Genomic DNA, 19151 nt, shown 5'->3' on the forward strand with positions numbered 1-19151 from the left:
CTTTTTGTCTGGAATAAGATATATTCATTAAGGAGTTTTAACGATAAATCTAACATAATGATTTAAATATATGAGTTCGAATAAGGAGGTCTGTATTGTTGGATTCAAAAAGAATGGCAATCATACTCGCAGCAGGTAAAGGTAAACGCATGAAATCCAAATTGTACAAAGTTCTACATCCAGTATGCGGTAAGCCGATGGTAGGTCATGTACTGGATGCTGTACAGCAAGTTCATTGTGAGCGCAGTGTAGTCGTTGTAGGTCACGGAGCAGAAGCGGTACAAGCTTATCTAGGCGATCGTGCAGAATACGCACTACAAAGTGAACAATTAGGAACAGGTCATGCGATTCAACAAGCAGAATCTTTGCTGGGTACTGAAAAAGGAACAACGATTATTATTTGTGGAGATACGCCTTTGGTAACTCCTGAGACACTTGAAAATATTATTGCTAATCATGAAAGTCAGGGTGCAGCAGTAACGATTTTGACAGCTTCAATGACTGATCCTACAGGATACGGTCGTATTATTCGTGGAGCTGATGGTAGTGTACAGAAAATCGTTGAGCAAAAAGAAGGCACGCCTGAAGAATTAGCTGTACAAGAAATCAACACAGGTACGTATTGTTTTGATAACAGCAAATTGTTCCAAGCTCTTTCTCAAATTACGAACGATAATGCTCAACAAGAATATTATCTAACAGACTGCATTACTATTTTGCGTGAACAAGGTGAAATGGTAGCTGCCTACGAAACATTTGATCTAGCTGAATCAATCGGTGTAAATGACCGTCTAGCGTTGTCAGAAGCTGAAGGATTTATGCGCGCACGCCTTGCAAAAAAACATATGTTAAACGGAGTTACGATTATTGATCCATCAGCGACTTATATTGGAGCTGACGTGGTAATCGGTTCAGATACAGTCCTTTATCCAGGAACCGTCCTTAACGGTGCAACAGTGATTGGTGAAGATTGTATCATCGGACCGAATACAGAAATTGAAAATTCCACAATAGGCAATGGTTCAACGATTCGTCAATCGATTCTGTCTGGAGCTGAAGTAGGGGCTGAAGGTAATATTGGTCCATTTGCTTACTTGCGTCCGGGTACAAAGTTAAGTGATCAAGTAAAAGTAGGCGACTTTGTAGAATTGAAAAATGTAACTGTAGGACAAGGTTCCAAAATTCCTCATCTCAGTTATGTAGGGGATGCTGTTGTAGGTTCAGGCGTTAATATTGGTTGTGGGGCGATCACAGCTAACTATGATGGACTCAACAAAGCTGTTACAGAGATTGGTAACAACGTATTTATTGGCAGCAATTCGAACTTGATTGCTCCTGTACGTATCGGTGATGGCGCTTATGTGGTAGCAGGCTCAACCATTACAGAAGATGTAGAAGCTAACGACATGGCAATCGCTCGTCAACGTCAAGAAAACAAATCAGGATATGCTGAAAAAATTCGCGCTAAAGCGAAAGCAATTCATGATAAAAAGGAATAATTAACATTTATAACAAAAATTAATGATGTGTAGCTAAAATTATTATCGATTCTTACGAACAAAATGCCACTATTCGCTAAAGAATTATTATATAATATGAAATATATAATGCTTGTTGTATGATTTGACGGATCTAAAGAGAAATGAACGCCGAGTTGATAAGCATTCCAATGAACCACCACGGAGGGTTTTAACCATTATGACTTATTGTGATTCTAAATTAAAAATTTTCACTTGTAATTCTAACCCTAAGTTGGCGGGACAGATTGCTGACTATATTGGTATTCCTATGGGTGAATCTCGTACGACTGGATTTAGTGACGGAGAGATTCAGGTGAAGTTGTCTGAAAGTGTTCGTGGTTGCCATGTCTATGTCATCCAATCTACGTGTGCACCTGTCAATGATAATCTGATGGAACTGCTAGTTATGGTAGATGCATTAAAACGTGCTTCTGCTAAAAGTATCAATGTGGTTATTCCGTATTACGGATATGCACGTCAAGACCGTAAAGCACGTTCACGTGATCCGATCACAGCCAAATTGGTTGCGAATCTGATTGAAAAAGCAGGCGCTCATCGCGTTATTGCTATGGATCTACATGCGATGCAGATTCAAGGATTCTTCGATATTCCTGTAGACCATCTACTTGGAGTACCGATTTTGGCTCAATATTTCCGTTCCAAAAAAATTGAGAATCCTGTTGTCGTGTCTCCTGACCACGGTGGTGTAGTTCGCGCGCGTAAGCTTGCTGATCTACTCAGTGCTCCGCTTGCGATTATCGATAAGCGTCGCCCTGAACCGAATGTGAGCGAAGTGATGAACATTATTGGTAATATCGAAGGTAAAACTGCGATCTTGGTAGATGATATTATTGATACTGCGGGTACTATCGTATTAGGTGCAAATGCTTTGATCGAAGGTGGAGTGAAAGAAGTGTATGCTTGTTGTACACATCCTGTATTATCCGGCCCAGCTATGGATCGTCTGGAAAACTCACCACTCAAAGAAGTTATTGTTACAGATACTATTCCGATTACACATCCTAATCCTACAAGCAAATTAAAAGTATTATCGGTAGCACCTCTTATGGGCGAAGCGATTATTCGTGTTCATGAAGAGTTGTCGATCAGTAAATTATTTGAAATTGAATAAGCGTTGATGTAATAAAAGGGTTACTTGCCCCATCTGAGGCGAGTAACCCTTATCGGCGTATCTATTTTAATAACCTGGTCTTGATAAAAAAACATGACGTTGCCGATGGTACAATACACGATTCACTTCAATAAACTGGTGATCATACGCCGTAATCATTCCGATATCGACAGGAATATCACGACGATAAATCTGCACAGGCACTTCCTGTTTAAAATGATCATAAAAATGACGGTTTTTCAGCAATTGCTGCCCAAAGGTGTACATGCTGAATCCCCCTCTCTACTGGTTAGTCGTGAAGTTGATCATTTGCAGATAAGTATCAAAAAGATGATACGTATTCAATAATCTGATTTTAGCAAAAAATGTTAGTGACTGCACGATAATATAGCAACCTTTAATTTTTGTATCATTGCCTATTTCTAAAGAAAAGAGGATATGTACGAATGAAATGGATTGTAGGTTTGGGCAATCCCGGATCTGAATATGCCAAAACTCGTCATAATGTAGGTTTTATGGCATTGGATCGTTTAGCAGATCGCCACGGGATCGCTATTAATCAAGCTAAAAGTAAATCGCTGATCGGTGAAGGACATATTGATGGAATTAAGGTCGTTTTGATCAAGCCGATGACCTATATGAATTTATCTGGCGAAGCGGTCAGAGGATATATGGATTATTATAAAGTTGCTCTAGAAGATATGATTGTAGTCTATGATGATATGGATACCGAAACAGGTAAAATTCGTCTGCGTTACCAAGGTAGTGCAGGTGGACATAATGGGATCAAATCGATTATTCAACATACCGGGACACAGACATTTGATCGTATTCGAATGGGTATTTCAAGACCAACGCCTGGTTATGCGATTGTTGATTATGTTCTATCTCCTTTTGCCAAAAAAGAAAAGGAACTGTTAGATGAAATGATCGAAAATTCGTGTAATGCGATGGAATATAGCTTAAAGCATACCTTTGAGCAGACGATGGCTAAATTTAACGGTTAATGCTATAATAAGCCTTAATTCGTAAGCAAATACAGACATTGATAACTGTCCCAAATTCATAAGTACCGCCTTTGAGTCTGATCCGTAATAAGGGTTGGATAAGAAGGCGGTTGTTTATAGGCAAATCGAGATGAATCCGATTTGTCGTTTTACCGTTTTTACCTAAGGATAAGTGAGGTGCCGTTTTGTTAGAAACTCTGATACAAGCATTTGCCAAAGATAAGGATTTTGGTTCTGTTACATCTGGTATTGTGTCCGGGATGAAAGAACAACTCATCTCCGGTTTATCCGGTTCTTCACGCCAGATCATGATGGCTAGTCTGTTCACAGAAGTTCAAAGACCGTTATTGGTTGTCACTCATAATATGTTTGCTGCTCACAAGCTTGCTGAAGATTTACAGGAAGCGCTAACACCTGAGCAGGTTTTGCTATACCCTGCGAACGAACTGGTAGCCGCAGAGTCAGCGATATCAAGCCCTGAGACATTAGCTCAACGCATCGATGTATTGATGAAATGTGCTGCTGGATTCAGAGGCATTGTTGTTGTGCCTTTTTCCGGTATTCGGCGATTTGTACCTGCTCCCGAGTCATTAGCAGGTGCTGAAATTGAATTGCAAGAAGGCGGTACACTGGTTCTAGACACATTTCTGACGCGTATGATTGAGCTTGGCTATGAGCGTGTAGAACGTGTAGAATCACGTGGCGAGATGAGTGTACGTGGTGGGATTATCGATTTTTACCCTGCGACTGCTAATCTGGCTTACCGGATAGAATTATTTGATGAGGATATTGATTCTATTCGTACATTTGATCCTGATGATCAGCGTTCGATTGATAAAGTCAAATCGATTATCATTACTCCTTGTCGCGAAATTATTGCTGATCGTACCCGTATGAATCATGCAGCAGATTTGGCTTCTGCTCGTCTTGAAATGCAAATCGAAAAAATGACCGATCGTCAGGCGAAGATTCGTCTACGTGAAGAAATTGGTCGTGAAATCGAATTGATGCGCCAACATATTTATTTCCCAGAAATATATAAATATATCAGCTTGCTGTATCCAGAACAGGTGACTTTATATAATTACATGCCTGAAGATACGATTCTGATTATGGAAGAACCTGCACGATTGCTAGAGACTGCTAAGCAATTAGAGCGTGATGAATCCGAATGGAATATGCATTTACTGCAAAATGGTAAAAACCTGCCTTCGCTTGAGCTTGCTGGAGACACCGATGATATTATGTATCGTAGTGGCTTCCAGACGATCTGGACGTCGATCTTTTTGCGTCAAGTTCCGCATGTGCTACCCGGCAATATCGTTAACTTTGTCAGTCGCACTATGCAAGATTTCCATGGACAGATGAACGTACTCAAGTCTGAGATGGAACGCTGGAAAAAAGCAGGCATTCAAGTATTAATGGTGGCAAATGGTGAAGAACGTATGGAACGTGTACGCCGTGTTCTTGACGATTATGATATTGAGACACCGATTATGATTGATGGAAGTCTACAAACAGGATTTGAATTGCCATCGATTAATCTAGCCGTTATTACTGAAGGCGAAATGTTCTCTAAAAAGCAGCGTAAAGTCCGCAAAGTCAGTAAGAATGTAGATAATGCTGAACGGATTCGTAGTTATACCGAACTTAAAGTAGGCGACTATGTGGTTCATCAGAATCACGGTATCGGTAAATATATGGGGATCGGTACACTTGAGGTAGCCGGTATTCATAAAGACTATATGCATATTATGTATGCAGGCGGCGATAAGCTGTCTGTACCAATCGAACAGATCGATTTGATTCAGAAATATGTAGGTTCTGAAGAAAAAGAACCGAAAGTCTACAAGCTTGGTGGCAATGAATGGACGAGAGTGAAAAGTAAAGTTCGTTCTTCGGTTCAAGATATTGCAGATGATCTTATCAAACTGTATGCTGAGCGCCAAGAAGCTTCGGGTTATGGATTTGAAAAAGATACAGCAGAACAGCAAGAGTTTGAAGATATTTTCCCATACGATGAGACTCGTGATCAGTTACGTGCGATTGATGAGATCAAAAAAGATATGGAACAAACACGTCCAATGGATCGTCTGCTTTGTGGTGATGTAGGGTATGGTAAAACAGAAGTAGCGATTCGGGCAGCCTTTAAGTCAGCTATCGAAGGTAAGCAAGTGGCTATTCTTGTCCCAACTACTATTTTGGCGCAACAGCATTATGAGACATTCCGTGAACGATTTGCTGAATATCCGTTCAATATCAGTGTATTAAGCCGATTCCGTACACGTAAAGAGCAGAATGATACGATCAAAGGCATCAAGCAAGGTACAGTTGATATTGTTATTGGTACGCATCGACTATTATCTCAAGATATTATTTTCAAAGATCTTGGTCTATTGATTGTCGATGAAGAGCAACGATTCGGTGTATCCCATAAAGAAAAGCTCAAACGCCTCAAAACCAATGTCGATGTACTGACACTGACAGCAACACCGATTCCTCGTACGCTTCATATGTCGATGCTTGGTGTGCGTGACCTTTCTGTTATTGAGACACCGCCAGAGAATCGTTTCCCTGTACAGACGTATGTGGTTGAACATAGTTATACTCTGGTTCGTGAAGCAGTAGAGCGCGAATTGATTCGTGGTGGTCAAATTTATTATCTTTATAACAAAGTACAAGGCATTCATGAGATGGCAGCGCAAATCTCGGAACTGGTTCCTGATGCAAGAGTTGCTGTTGGACACGGTCAAATGTCTGAGCAAGAATTGGAGAAAACGATTCTTGATTTCTTGGACGGTGAATTCGATGTACTCGTCAGTACCAGTATTATTGAGACAGGCGTCGATATTCCAAACGTGAATACGCTAATTGTGCATGATGCTGATAAAATGGGTCTTTCTCAGCTTTATCAGTTACGTGGTCGGGTTGGACGTTCGAACCGAATTGCGTATGCTTATTTTACGTACCAACGGGATAAAGTCTTAACTGAAGTGGCAGAGAAGCGTCTTCAATCGATCAAAGAGTTCACAGAGCTGGGTTCAGGCTTTAAAATTGCGATGCGTGATCTATCGATTCGTGGAGCAGGTAATCTACTAGGTGCAGAGCAATCGGGCTTTATCGCTTCGGTCGGGTTTGACTTGTATTCACAAATGTTAGCTGAAGAAATTCAGAAACGTAAAGTGACTATGCTAGGCGAAGAAGATACCAAAGCGAACGATTGGAATACCGTTATCGATCTGTCTATTGACGCGTATCTTCCAGCTGATTATATTTATGACAGTATCCAAAAAATAGAAATTTATAAAAAGGTCGCTGTTTTATCTGCATTTGATGATATTGGCGAACTTGAAGATGAGCTGTTGGATCGTTTTGGTGAATTGCCTGAAGCGGTATTGCAGTTGTTACAGGTGGCACGACTCAAGCTGTACGGCAAGCGTTATGGAATCGAAAATATTTCGCGCCGTGGAGACGATGTGTTGCTGAAGTTCCATACAGGGCAAGAAAAAGCGTTCAATTTGTCCAAACTGTCCCAAGTTGGCAATCGCTTCGAAAGACGTGTACAATTTAATCAGGGTTCCAATATGGTTATTCAAGTCAAAGGTAAAGGACTAACGGATGGCGAGCTACTTGAACTGCTCTGCCAATTCCTCGAGGCTATCATGGAATCATTCAAACTAAAGGGGGAACTACAGGATGTGGCCAATTAAAAAAGCTGCGCGGAAAACGACGATGTTAGCAGTAGTTGCTATTCTGTGCATCAGTCTGTTAGCAGCTTGTAACAAAGGAACAACCGCAGAAACAAAGAATGATGAAACGAAAGATACAAGTGCGGTGGTTGCCGAGTATAAAGGCGGTACAATCACTGAAAATGAATTTAATCATGAAGTTAGTATGATGAAATTCTTCTCTCCTCAATATGCACAAATGTTTGATATGGACGAATATAAAGAAATTTTGCTTGAGCAAGAGGTAGCTTACAAATCTCTTGATGAAAGTGCAAGCGAAGCAGCAAAAACAGCAGGTGCTAAACAAGGTGAAGAACAACTTAAGCAATTTAAAACAAGTGTAGATCCTGAACAACTTGCTACTATGCTCAAAGAAGCTAATTTGACAGAGCAAGATGTTAAAGATTATATGACACGTGTATTGACTGCTTCTGAAGTGATGAAAGAAAAAGTAACCGATGCAGATGTAGAGAAATACTACACTGATAACAAAAAAGATTATGCAACAGCGACTGTACGTCATGTATTAATCGGACTACAAAGTGCTGATGGCAAAACGACTCGTACAGATGCTCAAGCATTGAAATTAGCTAAAGAAGTTAAAGCTAAATTGGATGGCGGAGCAGACTTTGCAACCATCGCTAAAAAATATTCTGACGATACAGGTTCTAAAGACAAAGGTGGTCTTTACGAAAATGAGAAAGTCGGAAACTGGGTTGAAGGTTTCAAAAATGCAGTACTAGAACAAAAAATCGGTGTGATCGGTGATCCGGTTAAAACAGATTACGGTTATCATGTAATCGAAGTTGAATCTCGTACAGAAAAAGCATTTGCTGATCTTACAACAGAAGAAAAAGAAACGATTAAATCTCAAATTGCTTCTCAAAAATTCAGTGAGTATATGTCTAAAGAAGTACCAGGTATGATTACGAAGAAAAATCTACCTAAATCTGAAGCGGCTCCAGCAACTACAGCTCCAACAGCGCCGACAGAAGGTACAACAGCACCAGCTACAGAGGGAACAACAGCTCCAACAACAACTGCACCTGCTACAGAAGCACCAGCAGAAAGCAGTAAATAATATTTGATGACTGATTGGCTTCTATAGCAAAAAGTAGATTGAATGAGCAAAACAAATAGCGCGGAGTCTCCGCGCTATTTTTGTGTAATTTATTCCGAAAAAAGAATGCCACGACTGGCTAGAAAGGAGCACCGTGCATATGAAAGAATCATCTCCATCGTCCCGCATGCTCAAGGGAGCATTTATATTAGCGTTAGCTGCTGTATTGTCTAAATTAATCGGCACGATCCAAAAAATACCGTTGCAGAATATCGGAGGCGATGGAGTATTCGGTATTTATAATGCGGTGTATCCTTTTTATACACTCGTTCTTCTTGTAGCCACTGCTGGTTTTCCAGCTGCCGTCTCCAAATTTGTAGCTGAACGTATCGCCGCAGGTAATGAAGAAGGAGCAAGGCGCGTACTTACGATCTCATCCGTGATGTTGATCGTGTTAGGCGTAGTGGGTGGCATTCTGATGTACATAGGAGCACCTTTACTAGCAGATTGGATTGATAACCGACATACAGAAGCCGCGATACGTAGTTCAGCACTCGCTTTGCCGTTAGTACCGATCATGGCAGGGTTAAGAGGGTACTTCCAAGGAATGCACAATATGATTCCTACAGCTGTCTCTCAGGTTGCTGAACAGACGATTCGAGTAGCCGCTATGGTTATTCTACTACTGATGTTAGATCGTAATGGAGCCGCAGATGATTGGATCGCCGCAGGCGCTACATTTGGTTCTGCTGCTGGTGGAGCCGCTGGACTATTCGTGATGCTGATCTACTGGTGGATTTATCGGCAGAAATCAGCGAACAAGTTGTCTTTATCCTCTCAATCACATAGCGTGCATGAACCTGTATTTCCGCTACTTAAAGCTTTATCATTATATGCACTCCCGATCTGCTTAGGTTCTTTGTCTGCTCCTTTAATCAGTCTGGTGGATACTTTTACCGTACCACGCTTATTAAAAGGGATCGGCTGGAGCGAAGCAGAAGCTATGGTACAATTCGGGATATACAATCGAGGTATGCCTTTAGTGCAGTTAATGTCGATGTTAGCGACTTCCTTATCAGTGCTATTTATTCCTGCGCTGGCGGATGCTAGAGTGCGTGATCGGATGGATCTAGTGCAATCGCAGAGTCGGCAGGCATTAAGCTGGTTTTGGTTACTGGGGCTTGCTGCTTCAGCGGGTGTAGCTGTATTAGCAGTTCCGCTAGATATTATGTTGTATCAAGATGATGCAGGTAGCGAAGCGATGCGCTGGTTAGCATTTACAGGTGTAGGAGCTACCGTATCTATCGTGACCGCTGCATTATTGCAAGGAATGGGTTCTGTCAAAGCGCCAGCAGTACATCTACTACTTGCTACTGTGGTCAAAGCAGTGCTGAATATTATATTGGTACCGTACTTTGGTATTAATGGGGCTGCTTTTGCGGGTATTGTTGGGTATGCGGTAGCTGCTGTATTGAATACATGGTTATTGATACGATTAACACGTTTGCAAGTTACCTGGAAGCAAGATGTAGTGAAGCCTTTATTTTTAGTGGCTGTGATGTCTGGTGCTGTAATCGCATGGATGTTCGGCGCTGAATATCTATTTGATCGTTGGGGATTAGATGGACGTATTCAAGCTTCACTGATCACTTTAGGCGGGGTATGTATCGGTGGTGTTGTGTTTGCCGGCGGGATATTCCAGTTGAAAATCATGACAACAGCAGAGATTATTGCTCTGCCGAAAATAGGCAAAAAACTAGCAAAATTACTTCAAAAATTCAAATTAATTTCGTGAAAATAGGGACATTATTGAGAAATGTAAGGAGGAACAATATGAGTGCTCAAATTACAATAGTTGGATTGGGTTCAGGCGATGTTGATCAATTGACTGTCGGAATTTTTCGCAAATTAGAACAAGCTGAAAAGCTATTTGTTCGCACCAAAGATCATCCAGCATTAGAAGCTTTACAGGCTGATTTTGTCACATTTGATGATGTATATGAATCGAAAAATTCATTTCCAGAAGTGTACGCAGAGATTGCTAATCGATTGTTACAAGCAGCAGTAGAGGGACTAGATACAGAAGAAATCATCTATGCTGTACCCGGTCATCCGATGGTGGCTGAGAAAACAGTTCAGATTTTGCGTGAGCAGGGACAAGCGCTGAATATTACTGTGAATGTACTGGGTGGAGAAAGCTTTTTGGATGAGGCATTTACCCGTCTAGGCTTCGATCCTATCGAAGGATTTCAGTTATTAGATGCGGCGCAGTTGAATGCTCAATTGCTTCAGCCTCAGCTTCATACGGTCATTGGACAAGTGTATGATACGTTTACCGCTTCAGATGTCAAATTAAGCTTAATGGAACTGTATCCTGATGATTTTGAAGTGATCGTGTGTCACTATTTGGGAGTGCAAGGCAAAGAAATAATCGAACGTACACCTGTATATGAATTAGATCGTACTGAAAACTATGGTAATTTATCATTGATCTATGTACCTCGTACAGAAGATGAGCAGATACGTAATCGTACATTTGCTCGTTTGCATGAGATCGTTGCTATTTTACGTAGTCCGGGTGGTTGTCCATGGGATCAAGAACAGACTCACCAATCGCTTCGCCAGAACTTTATTGAAGAAACCTATGAAGTGTTAGAAACGATAGATGATGATGATCCAGAACATATGCAGGAAGAATTAGGCGATGTGTTATTACAAATTATGCTTCATGCTCAGATCGAAGAAGAAACAGGAGCTTTTACTGTTTATGATGTGATCGAAAGTCTGAATCAAAAATTGATCTTCCGCCATCCGCATGTATTTGGTGATCGTGAAGCCAATGATGCACAGACAGCACTCCAAAATTGGGATGCGATGAAAGTAGAAGAGAAAAAACTCAAAGGTACATTAGATGTAGCCGCTTCTCTTCTGGATGGGGTTCCACGTGATCTGCCTGCACTACTAACTGCTTATAAAATTCAGAAAAAAGCAGCTAAAGTCGGCTTTGATTGGGAAAATATCGAAGGTGCTTTTGCCAAAATGGACGAGGAAATTCTAGAGCTTAAAGAAGCAGTACGTGAAGGGCATCCTGCATTAGATCAACAGTTGGAACTTGGAGATGTGTTGTTCTGTGCAGTGAATATTGCACGCTTTATCGATGCTGATCCTGAACAATCTTTAGCATTAGTCAATCGCAAATTCAAACAAAGATTTCAATATATCGAACAGTCTTTACACACGCAAGGCAAAGATATTCGTTCGATGACACTGGAAGAACTGGATCAATTATGGGATGAAGCTAAATTGCAAAATAAAGGGTAATCAATTATTTTGAAAAAAATAAGCAGAGCATACGTTCTTATGTTATGATCTTCCTAGCAGCGTTGAAGCACACGCTTACGGTATGCTATGATGCATATGGCACCAAAAACTCTAGTGAAATATAGAGGAATTTGGGATGTCGTGAAGAATGTAATATACTGTAGGCAAGCAACTTTGCGTAAACTTATTGTGCATGTATAGACAATCAGAATAACGCAGCTATATTTCTTTGAATATTTGGGAGGCTTTGAATAATGAATAAAACAGACTTGATTAACAACATTTCTACAAGCAGCGGATTGACAAAAAGAGATGTAGAAACAGTATTAAACGGTTTCCTTAGCGAAATTACAGATGCATTAACAAAAGGCGATAAAGTTCAATTGATCGGTTTCGGTACGTTTGAAACTCGCAAACGTGCAGCTCGTACTGGACGCAACCCGCAAACAGGTGAAGAAATTAACATTTCAGAATCTACTGTTCCTGCGTTTAAAGCAGGTAACAAACTTAAAGAAGCGGTAAACTAATGCGTCTGGACAAATTCCTGAAAGTATCGAGACTGATCAAGCGCCGTACTGTGGCAAAAGATGTGTCCGAGCAGGGACGAGTCCTGTTGAACGGACGTGAAGCCAAGCCTAGTGCTACACTTAAAGTCGGTGACGAGATTACGGTTCAATTTGGACAAAAGCTAGTCACTGTACAAGTAGAACGGTTGGCAGATAGTACGCGCAAAGACGAAGCAGCAACGATGTATACATTGCTTAAAGAAGAGCCTATCGTCAGACAGGATGATATTTTTTCCAAAGAGTAATTTGGAGAGATATCCAATGGTACATGTATTGCTCAGTGTTTAAAAAAGGTTGTCCTTAAGTCTTCGGACTGGAGGACAGCCTTTTTTGTTTTTGTTTTAATTTGTCGACAAAGTGTTACAAATCGTTATTTTGTGGTAATGTTAATTAAAATGTAATGTTGGTGATACGATAACGACAGACCATCAAGGAGGCAACCCGATGATATCAAAACCTACGCCGATTCGAAGCGGTAGCTACAAAACAAATAATCAGTCATCTCAAGGAAACAATGGGGCGCGCAGACGGCTACGGATTTGGATGCTTTTCATGGTGTTATTCCTGGGCTGGGCGATCTATACTTTCATCATGCAGTCGATACATCTAGCGGATAAAAAAGAAGAACTCGCACAGCATCAAGTGCAGAAGCAAAAAGCAGATGCAGCATTTGCTCAATCACAAAGTGAAGTGAAGCGATTGGAAGATCCTGAATACATCGGACAAGTCGCTCGTAAGCAATATGGTATGTATTTACCAGGTGAAACACCGATTTGGGCAACCGATGCAACAGACAGCAAATGAATAATGAAGTGAAATAAGTCGTAAAACTGAGCATTAGTGAGTTGACCTTATTTTCGGCTTCCGTTATAATTTAATCAACGCAGATTGTAATCCGTAAGGGATTTTACTGTATATTTTAAGGGAGGATTATTTTACTCTATGGCAATTGAAGTGGGCACCAAGTTAGAAGGCAAAGTGACGGGAATAACGCACTTTGGAGCATTTGTAGATTTGTCGGGAGGTGTCACTGGTCTTGTTCACATCTCGGAAATTGCCGACAACTATGTAAAAGACGTTAATGACCATCTTAAAATGGGCGACGTCGTTACTGTTAAAGTCATCAATGTCGACAAAGACGGTAAAATCGGACTTTCGATCAAGCAAGCCGTTGACAAACCAGCAGAACCAGCACCATCTTCTAGACCACCTCGTCCTGAGCGTAGCTTTGAGCAACGTAACAGCGGTGGCGGCGGTAGAGACGGCGGAGAACGTTCTGGAGGCGGCGGTGGCGGATTTAACCGCGGCGGTGGCGGTGATCGTGGAGGTCGTTCTTTCAACAAGCCAGCAGTTGGCAAACCTACGTTTGATGATAAATTGACACGCTTCATGAAAGATAGTGAGGAACGCATTTCTTCACTCAAAAAAAATACGGAATCCAAACGTGGAGGCCGTGGTGCCAAGCGTAGTTAATCCTTACCTTGCATATAGAACACAATAACGACCGTAGGTGCCTAGGCATCTGCGGTTTTTTTGCTATAGGTATGGTACACTAAATTGAGAGACTGCCCTCAGAGGAGAAGGAGAAGCCCGGTGTCAATATCAACTAATTCTGAATTGCCGCCAGGAACGATGATTAGCGGAAGAACCAGAGGACAACAGTATATGATACAGCGCGTACTGGGCACCGGAACCAACGGAACCGTTTATTTAGTGTCTGCTCTAGCGAATGGTAATCTATATGCATTGAAAATGGGAGCTTATAATCGTACGTTACAAGCAGAGATCAAACTTCTTTTTTCTTTACATAAGCATTGGAAAGAAACAGGAAAAAATCAGGTCAATCGTTATCTATATGATGCCGATGACTATGAAGAAGATGGACTCATTATTCCTTTTTATGTGATGAAATATGTAAAAGGTCAAACATTAAGTAATTTCCTTCGATCCAAAGGAAGTGAACATATAGGCAAAGCAGGTCTAGGGGTGCTAGAAATTTTACGTGATCTGCATGAAGCAGATTGGGTATTTGGCGATCTCAAAGCAGAACATGTGATTATTACCGACGAAGGACAGGTAGAATTGATCGATTACGGTGGTGCAAGTCAAGCAGGACGAAGTCTGCATCAATTTACAGAATGGTATGATCGCAAATTCTGGAAAGCAGGCAGTCGGACAGGAGATTACGCCTATGATTTGTTTGCTTTTGCCGTGATGTGTATCAAATTATTCAATGAACCGGGCTTACAAAAAGTGATATCTACTCAATTGCCACAAATACGAAGTTCTGCCGATCTGGTAACGCTGGTCGATCAGACGCCCAGATTGAAACGGTATGCTCCTTGGTTAAAGCGTGCTTTGCGCGGAGAATTTGACAGTACTGGCGAAGCTTATCATGCATGGAAAGCAGTAAGTGGTTCAGGTGTATTAAATAGATATGGAGACAATGGCGATCCAGTGACCAGGCGCCTAAAAAATGCGCTGATCTGGTCGATCATTATATTAGGAATTACATTACTTATCGCTTTATTCTTTACCAAGTAAAAAACGATCAAGAAACGGGGAGAGTATGATGAGTGGAAAGACATGGCAATCGTTGTTAGAGCATGTCAGAACACTTGTAAAAGAACAGCGTCTTGGTTCAGCTGGCGATACCATTATTGTCGCTGTGTCAGGTGGGCCAGATTCTGTAGCCCTACTTCATGTTTTGCATGCTTTATCCGATGAATATCAATGGAAGCTAGTCTGCGCTCATCTTAATCATGGATTTCGTCCAGAAGAGTCTGCACAAGAAGCGCAATATGTAGCTAAGATATCGTCAGACTTGCACATTCCTTTTGAGCTAGAAGAAGTCAGTACGCCTGATTATATGGTAGAGACGGGTCAAGGACCACAAGAAGCTGCACGTACATTACGCTATGATTTTTTGCATCGAATCGCTGAGAAATGGTCTGCACATTCGATCGCACTGGCTCATCATATGGATGATCAAGCAGAAACGGTATTGATGCGAATTTTGCGTGGATCAGGGGCTGAAGGATTAAGCGGAATAAAAATGCGTAGAACTGAAAAAAATGTGGAACTTATACGTCCGTTCTTACGTATATACAAGACGACCTTGATTCATGCCTGTGAAGAATGCGATTTTGGTTACATTACAGATAGCAGTAATCTTCACCGCAAGTATACACGTAACCGTATCCGATTGGATGTTTTACCATTTTTGGAGCAATTTAATGAGCAGTTGGTGCCATCACTGGCAAGGCTTGCTGAAATTGTCGGAACTGAAAATGATTATATTCAACAGGAAACAGGGACGTTATACGCAGAATTGGTTAAAGAAGAAGAAGGATCGTTTTCATTTGAAGTTACTTCTTTCGTGGAAGTGCATGTCGCTTTACAACGGAGGTTGATTAAACTAATATTGAGTTATCTGTCACCATCTTACGAACAATTTGATTTTTCCAAAATTGAGATGGTTCGGGGACAGATTATGCAAAGTGGTCTCACAAGTTGGAGTCTGGATATTGGCGATAAGGTCACTTGTGTCCGAGAGTATCAGAATATCCGATTTATACGAGGAGTACCCAAGTTTTATGAACCATATTGTATTCCGATTTTGCGTAATAATGAGGTTATATCTATTCCTTTTACCAAGGAGCAATTAGATATCCGATTATTGCCATGGAATAGGAATGATTCAGATCAGATGGAACTTTCTTCGGAGGAAGCGTTTTTTGATGCGGATTTACTGACTTTTCCGCTTTGTTTGCGTTCTCGCCGTCAAGGTGACTCGTTTAAACTTACAGGAAAAGGCGGAACGAAGAAAGTTAAAAATCTTTTTATCGATGAGAAAATACCATTATCTCAGCGTAATACTTTGCCTTTATTGGCTGATTTTCACGGTCAAGTGCTATGGATTCCAGGAATTCGACGTTCGGGATCAGCTTTGGTGCACCCGGGTACTTCTTGTGTAGTACATATGAGGCGAATAAAAACTGAAGAAAATGTTTGATTATCGTCGATTCGGCTTGATAAGTATAATGTAGGAGGTTCAACCAAGTTGCGCAATGACATTGAAGAAGTACTCATCAGTGAAGAAGAGATTCAGCAGAAGATTTTAGAACTTGGCGCTAAGCTAAGTGACGATTACAAGGGACGCAACCCGCTTGTGATTTGTGTATTGAAAGGTGCTTTTGTATTTATGGCTGATCTGGTTAAACGGATCGATGTACCGCTTGAGATTGATTTTATGGCGGTATCCAGTTATGGAGCATCTACCAAATCATCCGGTGTTGTCAAAATCATTAAAGATCTAGATGTTTCTGTTGAAGGACGGGACGTATTGATCGTAGAAGACATTATTGACAGTGGACTCACGCTTAGTTACCTTATGGAGGTATTGCGCGGTCGTAGTGCTAGTAGCGTACGTGTAGTTACTCTTTTCGATAAGCCAGCAGGCAGAACCGTTGACTTAGAAGCAGATTATACCGGTTTTGTTATTCCGGATGCTTTTATTGTTGGATACGGTCTAGATTATGCTGAGAAATACCGGAATCTCCCCTACATTGGGATTTTAAAACCGGCAATTTATTCAAACTAATTACCTATGCCTGAATAGCAGCAATATCCGTTATTTGGCTTCGAGCTCTATTGAGAACGTAAGTCTGGCTATGGTAAAATAATTTAAGTGTCTCGAGAGGAGGTAGGGGATGAATCGGTTCATCCGGAATTCGGGTTTCTATTTAATTCTTTTTTTAGTCGTGGTGGGCATTGTACGTTACGTTAGTGACGGAAGCGAAGCTACCGATAATCCAAGATATGATCAGCTTAAAGCAGCACTTGCTGCTGGTAATGTCTCCTCTGTTACGGTTCAGTTTGATAACTATGCGTATTTAGTTACAGGTGAATACAAAACAAAACCAGCAGATGCGAAGTCGAATGCATTTTCTTCTTACATCCCTGCCACTGATGCAGCGATCAACGAGATCGAAACAGCTAGTGACAATGGGGGTACACAAGTAACCATTAAGCCGATGGAAGGCGACAGTATTTGGTTGTCATTCATCACTTCGATGATTCCACTTGTGATTATGTTTATTCTGTTCTTCTTCCTCTTCAATCAAGCTCAGGGTGGCGGCGGCAAAGTGATGAACTTTGGTAAGAGTCGTGCTCGCTTGTATAACGAAGAGAAGAAAAAAATTACATTCGAGGATGTAGCAGGGGCTGACGAAGAGAAACAAGAACTCGTCGAAGTTGTTGACTTCCTGAAAGATCCACGTAAGTTTAACGCCGTTGGAGCTCGTATTCCTAAAGGGGTACTTCTTGTAGGTCCTCCGGGTACTGGTAAAACATTGCTTGCTCGTGCAGTAGCAGGAGAAGCAGGCGTACCATTCTTCAGCATTTCCGGTTCTGATTTCGTAGAAATGTTTGTCGGTGTCGGTGCGTCGCGTGTACGTGATTTGTTTGAAAATGCGAAGAAAAATGCACCATGTATTATTTTCATCGATGAAATTGATGCTGTTGGTCGTCAACGGGGCGCAGGTCTTGGTGGCGGTCATGATGAGCGCGAACAAACGCTAAATCAACTTCTTGTTGAAATGGATGGATTTGGAGCAAACGAAGGTATTATTATCGTTGCTGCAACTAACCGTCCAGATATCTTGGATCCTGCATTGTTACGTCCAGGTCGTTTTGACCGTCAAATTACGGTTGATCGTCCAGACGTGAAAGGTCGCGAAGCTGTACTGAAAGTTCACTCACGCAACAAACCGCTTACGTCTAACGTAAGATTGGATACAATTGCGAAACGTACAACAGGTTTTACAGGTGCAGATCTGGAGAACTTGATGAACGAAGCAGCATTGCTTGCTGCGCGTCGTAATCGTCGTGATATTTCGATGAATGAGGTTGATGAAGCTATTGACCGTATCATCGTAGGTACAGAAAAACGTAGTCGTGTTATTAGTGATCGTGAAAAACGCATCGTTGCTTATCATGAAGCGGGTCATACGATTGTAGGTTATTTCTTGGAGCATGCGGATATGGTACACAAAGTAACAATCGTACCGCGTGGACGTGCTGGCGGGTATGTTATTATGCTTCCTAAAGAAGACCGTATGCTTGTAACGAAACAGGAATTGTTGGATAAAGTAACTGGTTTGCTAGGTGGACGTGTTGCTGAAGAATTATTTATCGGCGAGATTGGTACTGGAGCATATAGTGACTTCCAACAAGCAACTGGTATCGTACGTAGCATGATCGTTGAATACGGTATGAGTGAGAAGCTTGGACCGATGCAATTCGGTACTGCTCAAGGTCAAGTATTCTTGGGTCGTGATATCGGACACGAGCAAAACTATAGTGATAAAATCGCTTATGAGATCGATCAAGAAATGCACCGTTTTATTACGGAATCTTACGAACGCTGTCGCGAATTATTGCAAAAGCATTCAAGAGAAATGCATTTGATTGCTCAAACATTGCTTGAAGTAGAAACATTGGATCTAGAACAAATCAAAGAATTGATTGAAACTGGATCTTTAAGTGATACTGGCAATAGCGATGGTAATAGCGGTTCAGGCGAAACACCAGAAGGTGGCGAACCAACTGTAGATACAATCGGTGGTTCTTTGAGCTTGGAGAAAGATAACACTCCATCTACACCTGGATTGGGCAAAGACGGAGATATTCCGAATAGCCCTACTAATGGCCCTGGCGAAGATCGTGGACCAAATGGAACAGGTGGAAGTACACCCACTTCGTAATCAATAACAAAAATGCAGTAAATAAAAGCCTGAAGATCAATAGGATCTTC

General features: G+C 41.4%; 16 protein-coding genes. 15 read left to right on the top strand and 1 reads right to left on the bottom strand.

All coding sequences use genetic code 11. The annotated features are described in order from the left end of the window. Positions 1-113 precede the first annotated feature (113 nt). Complete coding sequence (gene glmU, locus PaeCFBP13512_RS20745) at positions 114-1499, top strand: bifunctional UDP-N-acetylglucosamine diphosphorylase/glucosamine-1-phosphate N-acetyltransferase GlmU (RefSeq protein WP_137225713.1); 1386 nt, start codon at positions 114-116, stop codon at positions 1497-1499. A 199-nt stretch (positions 1500-1698) separates the two neighbouring features. Next, positions 1699-2652, top strand: coding sequence for a ribose-phosphate diphosphokinase (locus PaeCFBP13512_RS20750; RefSeq protein ID WP_069326070.1), 954 nt, complete (start codon positions 1699-1701; stop codon positions 2650-2652). Positions 2653-2718: 66 nt separating this feature from the next. Here PaeCFBP13512_RS20750 and PaeCFBP13512_RS20755 read toward each other — a convergent pair whose 3' ends face one another. Then, the gene (locus tag PaeCFBP13512_RS20755; RefSeq protein WP_069326071.1) at positions 2719-2919 is read right to left on the bottom strand and encodes a hypothetical protein; all 201 of its coding nucleotides are present in this window, start codon (positions 2917-2919) and stop codon (positions 2719-2721) included. 179 nt (positions 2920-3098) lie between these two features. Here PaeCFBP13512_RS20755 and pth point away from each other — a divergent pair, with 179 nt between their 5' ends. From pth to ftsH, 13 genes are all read left to right on the top strand, one after another. Then, positions 3099-3659, top strand: coding sequence for an aminoacyl-tRNA hydrolase (gene pth, locus PaeCFBP13512_RS20760; RefSeq protein ID WP_069326072.1), 561 nt, complete (start codon positions 3099-3101; stop codon positions 3657-3659). A 185-nt stretch (positions 3660-3844) separates the two neighbouring features. After that, the gene (gene mfd / locus PaeCFBP13512_RS20765; RefSeq protein WP_137225677.1) at positions 3845-7369 is read left to right on the top strand and encodes a transcription-repair coupling factor; all 3525 of its coding nucleotides are present in this window, start codon (positions 3845-3847) and stop codon (positions 7367-7369) included. Continuing rightward, entirely contained in the window at positions 7356-8468 is a 1113-nt protein-coding gene (locus PaeCFBP13512_RS20770; protein WP_137225679.1) for a peptidylprolyl isomerase, read from the top strand. Before mfd ends, PaeCFBP13512_RS20770 begins: the two co-directional genes overlap by 14 nt. Positions 8469-8607: 139 nt before the next feature. Further along, positions 8608-10242 (top strand): putative polysaccharide biosynthesis protein, encoded by a 1635-nt coding sequence (locus tag PaeCFBP13512_RS20775; RefSeq protein ID WP_137225681.1) that lies wholly within the window; start codon positions 8608-8610, stop codon positions 10240-10242. A gap of 38 nt (positions 10243-10280) precedes the next feature. Further along, on the top strand, positions 10281-11768 hold the full coding sequence (mazG, locus tag PaeCFBP13512_RS20780) for a nucleoside triphosphate pyrophosphohydrolase (RefSeq protein WP_137225683.1): 1488 nt from the start codon (positions 10281-10283) through the stop codon (positions 11766-11768). 254 nt (positions 11769-12022) lie between these two features. Then, positions 12023-12295, top strand: a complete 273-nt coding sequence (locus tag PaeCFBP13512_RS20785) for an HU family DNA-binding protein (RefSeq protein WP_069326077.1) — start codon at positions 12023-12025, stop codon at positions 12293-12295. Further along, on the top strand, positions 12295-12579 hold the full coding sequence (locus PaeCFBP13512_RS20790; RefSeq protein ID WP_069326078.1) for an RNA-binding S4 domain-containing protein: 285 nt from the start codon (positions 12295-12297) through the stop codon (positions 12577-12579). Before PaeCFBP13512_RS20785 ends, PaeCFBP13512_RS20790 begins: the two co-directional genes overlap by 1 nt. A gap of 199 nt (positions 12580-12778) precedes the next feature. Beyond that, positions 12779-13138, top strand: coding sequence for an FtsB family cell division protein (locus PaeCFBP13512_RS20795; protein WP_137225685.1), 360 nt, complete (start codon positions 12779-12781; stop codon positions 13136-13138). A gap of 138 nt (positions 13139-13276) precedes the next feature. Further along, positions 13277-13807: a S1 domain-containing RNA-binding protein gene (locus PaeCFBP13512_RS20800; RefSeq protein ID WP_069326079.1), complete on the top strand. Its 531-nt coding sequence runs from the start codon at positions 13277-13279 to the stop codon at positions 13805-13807. A gap of 120 nt (positions 13808-13927) precedes the next feature. Next, the gene (locus PaeCFBP13512_RS20805; RefSeq protein ID WP_137225687.1) at positions 13928-14878 is read left to right on the top strand and encodes a protein kinase domain-containing protein; all 951 of its coding nucleotides are present in this window, start codon (positions 13928-13930) and stop codon (positions 14876-14878) included. Positions 14879-14906: 28 nt separating this feature from the next. After that, positions 14907-16349: a tRNA lysidine(34) synthetase TilS gene (gene tilS, locus PaeCFBP13512_RS20810; RefSeq protein WP_137225689.1), complete on the top strand. Its 1443-nt coding sequence runs from the start codon at positions 14907-14909 to the stop codon at positions 16347-16349. Between the two features lie 48 nt (positions 16350-16397). Further along, on the top strand, positions 16398-16937 hold the full coding sequence (gene hpt, locus PaeCFBP13512_RS20815) for a hypoxanthine phosphoribosyltransferase (RefSeq protein WP_069326082.1): 540 nt from the start codon (positions 16398-16400) through the stop codon (positions 16935-16937). A gap of 109 nt (positions 16938-17046) precedes the next feature. Beyond that, a complete protein-coding gene (gene ftsH, locus PaeCFBP13512_RS20820) occupies positions 17047-19101 on the top strand; it encodes an ATP-dependent zinc metalloprotease FtsH (protein WP_069326083.1) in 2055 nt (684 codons plus the stop codon). Positions 19102-19151: the final 50 nt, after the last annotated feature.

The sequence above is a fragment of the Paenibacillus sp. CFBP13512 genome (assembly GCF_005233705.1).
GTDB lineage: Bacteria > Bacillota > Bacilli > Paenibacillales > Paenibacillaceae > Saccharibacillus > Saccharibacillus nuruki.

Coding starts and splice junctions, on each gene's coding strand:
- PaeCFBP13512_RS20750 (WP_069326070.1), top strand. CDS start 1,699: ATGACTTATTGTGATTCTAAATTAAAAATTTTCACTTGTAATTCTAAC.
- PaeCFBP13512_RS20775 (WP_137225681.1), top strand. CDS start 8,608: ATGAAAGAATCATCTCCATCGTCCCGCATGCTCAAGGGAGCATTTATA.
- tilS (WP_137225689.1), top strand. CDS start 14,907: ATGAGTGGAAAGACATGGCAATCGTTGTTAGAGCATGTCAGAACACTT.
- PaeCFBP13512_RS20785 (WP_069326077.1), top strand. CDS start 12,023: ATGAATAAAACAGACTTGATTAACAACATTTCTACAAGCAGCGGATTG.
- PaeCFBP13512_RS20800 (WP_069326079.1), top strand. CDS start 13,277: ATGGCAATTGAAGTGGGCACCAAGTTAGAAGGCAAAGTGACGGGAATA.
- mazG (WP_137225683.1), top strand. CDS start 10,281: ATGAGTGCTCAAATTACAATAGTTGGATTGGGTTCAGGCGATGTTGAT.
- PaeCFBP13512_RS20770 (WP_137225679.1), top strand. CDS start 7,356: ATGTGGCCAATTAAAAAAGCTGCGCGGAAAACGACGATGTTAGCAGTA.
- pth (WP_069326072.1), top strand. CDS start 3,099: ATGAAATGGATTGTAGGTTTGGGCAATCCCGGATCTGAATATGCCAAA.
- PaeCFBP13512_RS20755 (WP_069326071.1), bottom strand. CDS start 2,919: ATGTACACCTTTGGGCAGCAATTGCTGAAAAACCGTCATTTTTATGAT.
- glmU (WP_137225713.1), top strand. CDS start 114: ATGGCAATCATACTCGCAGCAGGTAAAGGTAAACGCATGAAATCCAAA.
- PaeCFBP13512_RS20790 (WP_069326078.1), top strand. CDS start 12,295: ATGCGTCTGGACAAATTCCTGAAAGTATCGAGACTGATCAAGCGCCGT.
- PaeCFBP13512_RS20795 (WP_137225685.1), top strand. CDS start 12,779: ATGATATCAAAACCTACGCCGATTCGAAGCGGTAGCTACAAAACAAAT.
- ftsH (WP_069326083.1), top strand. CDS start 17,047: ATGAATCGGTTCATCCGGAATTCGGGTTTCTATTTAATTCTTTTTTTA.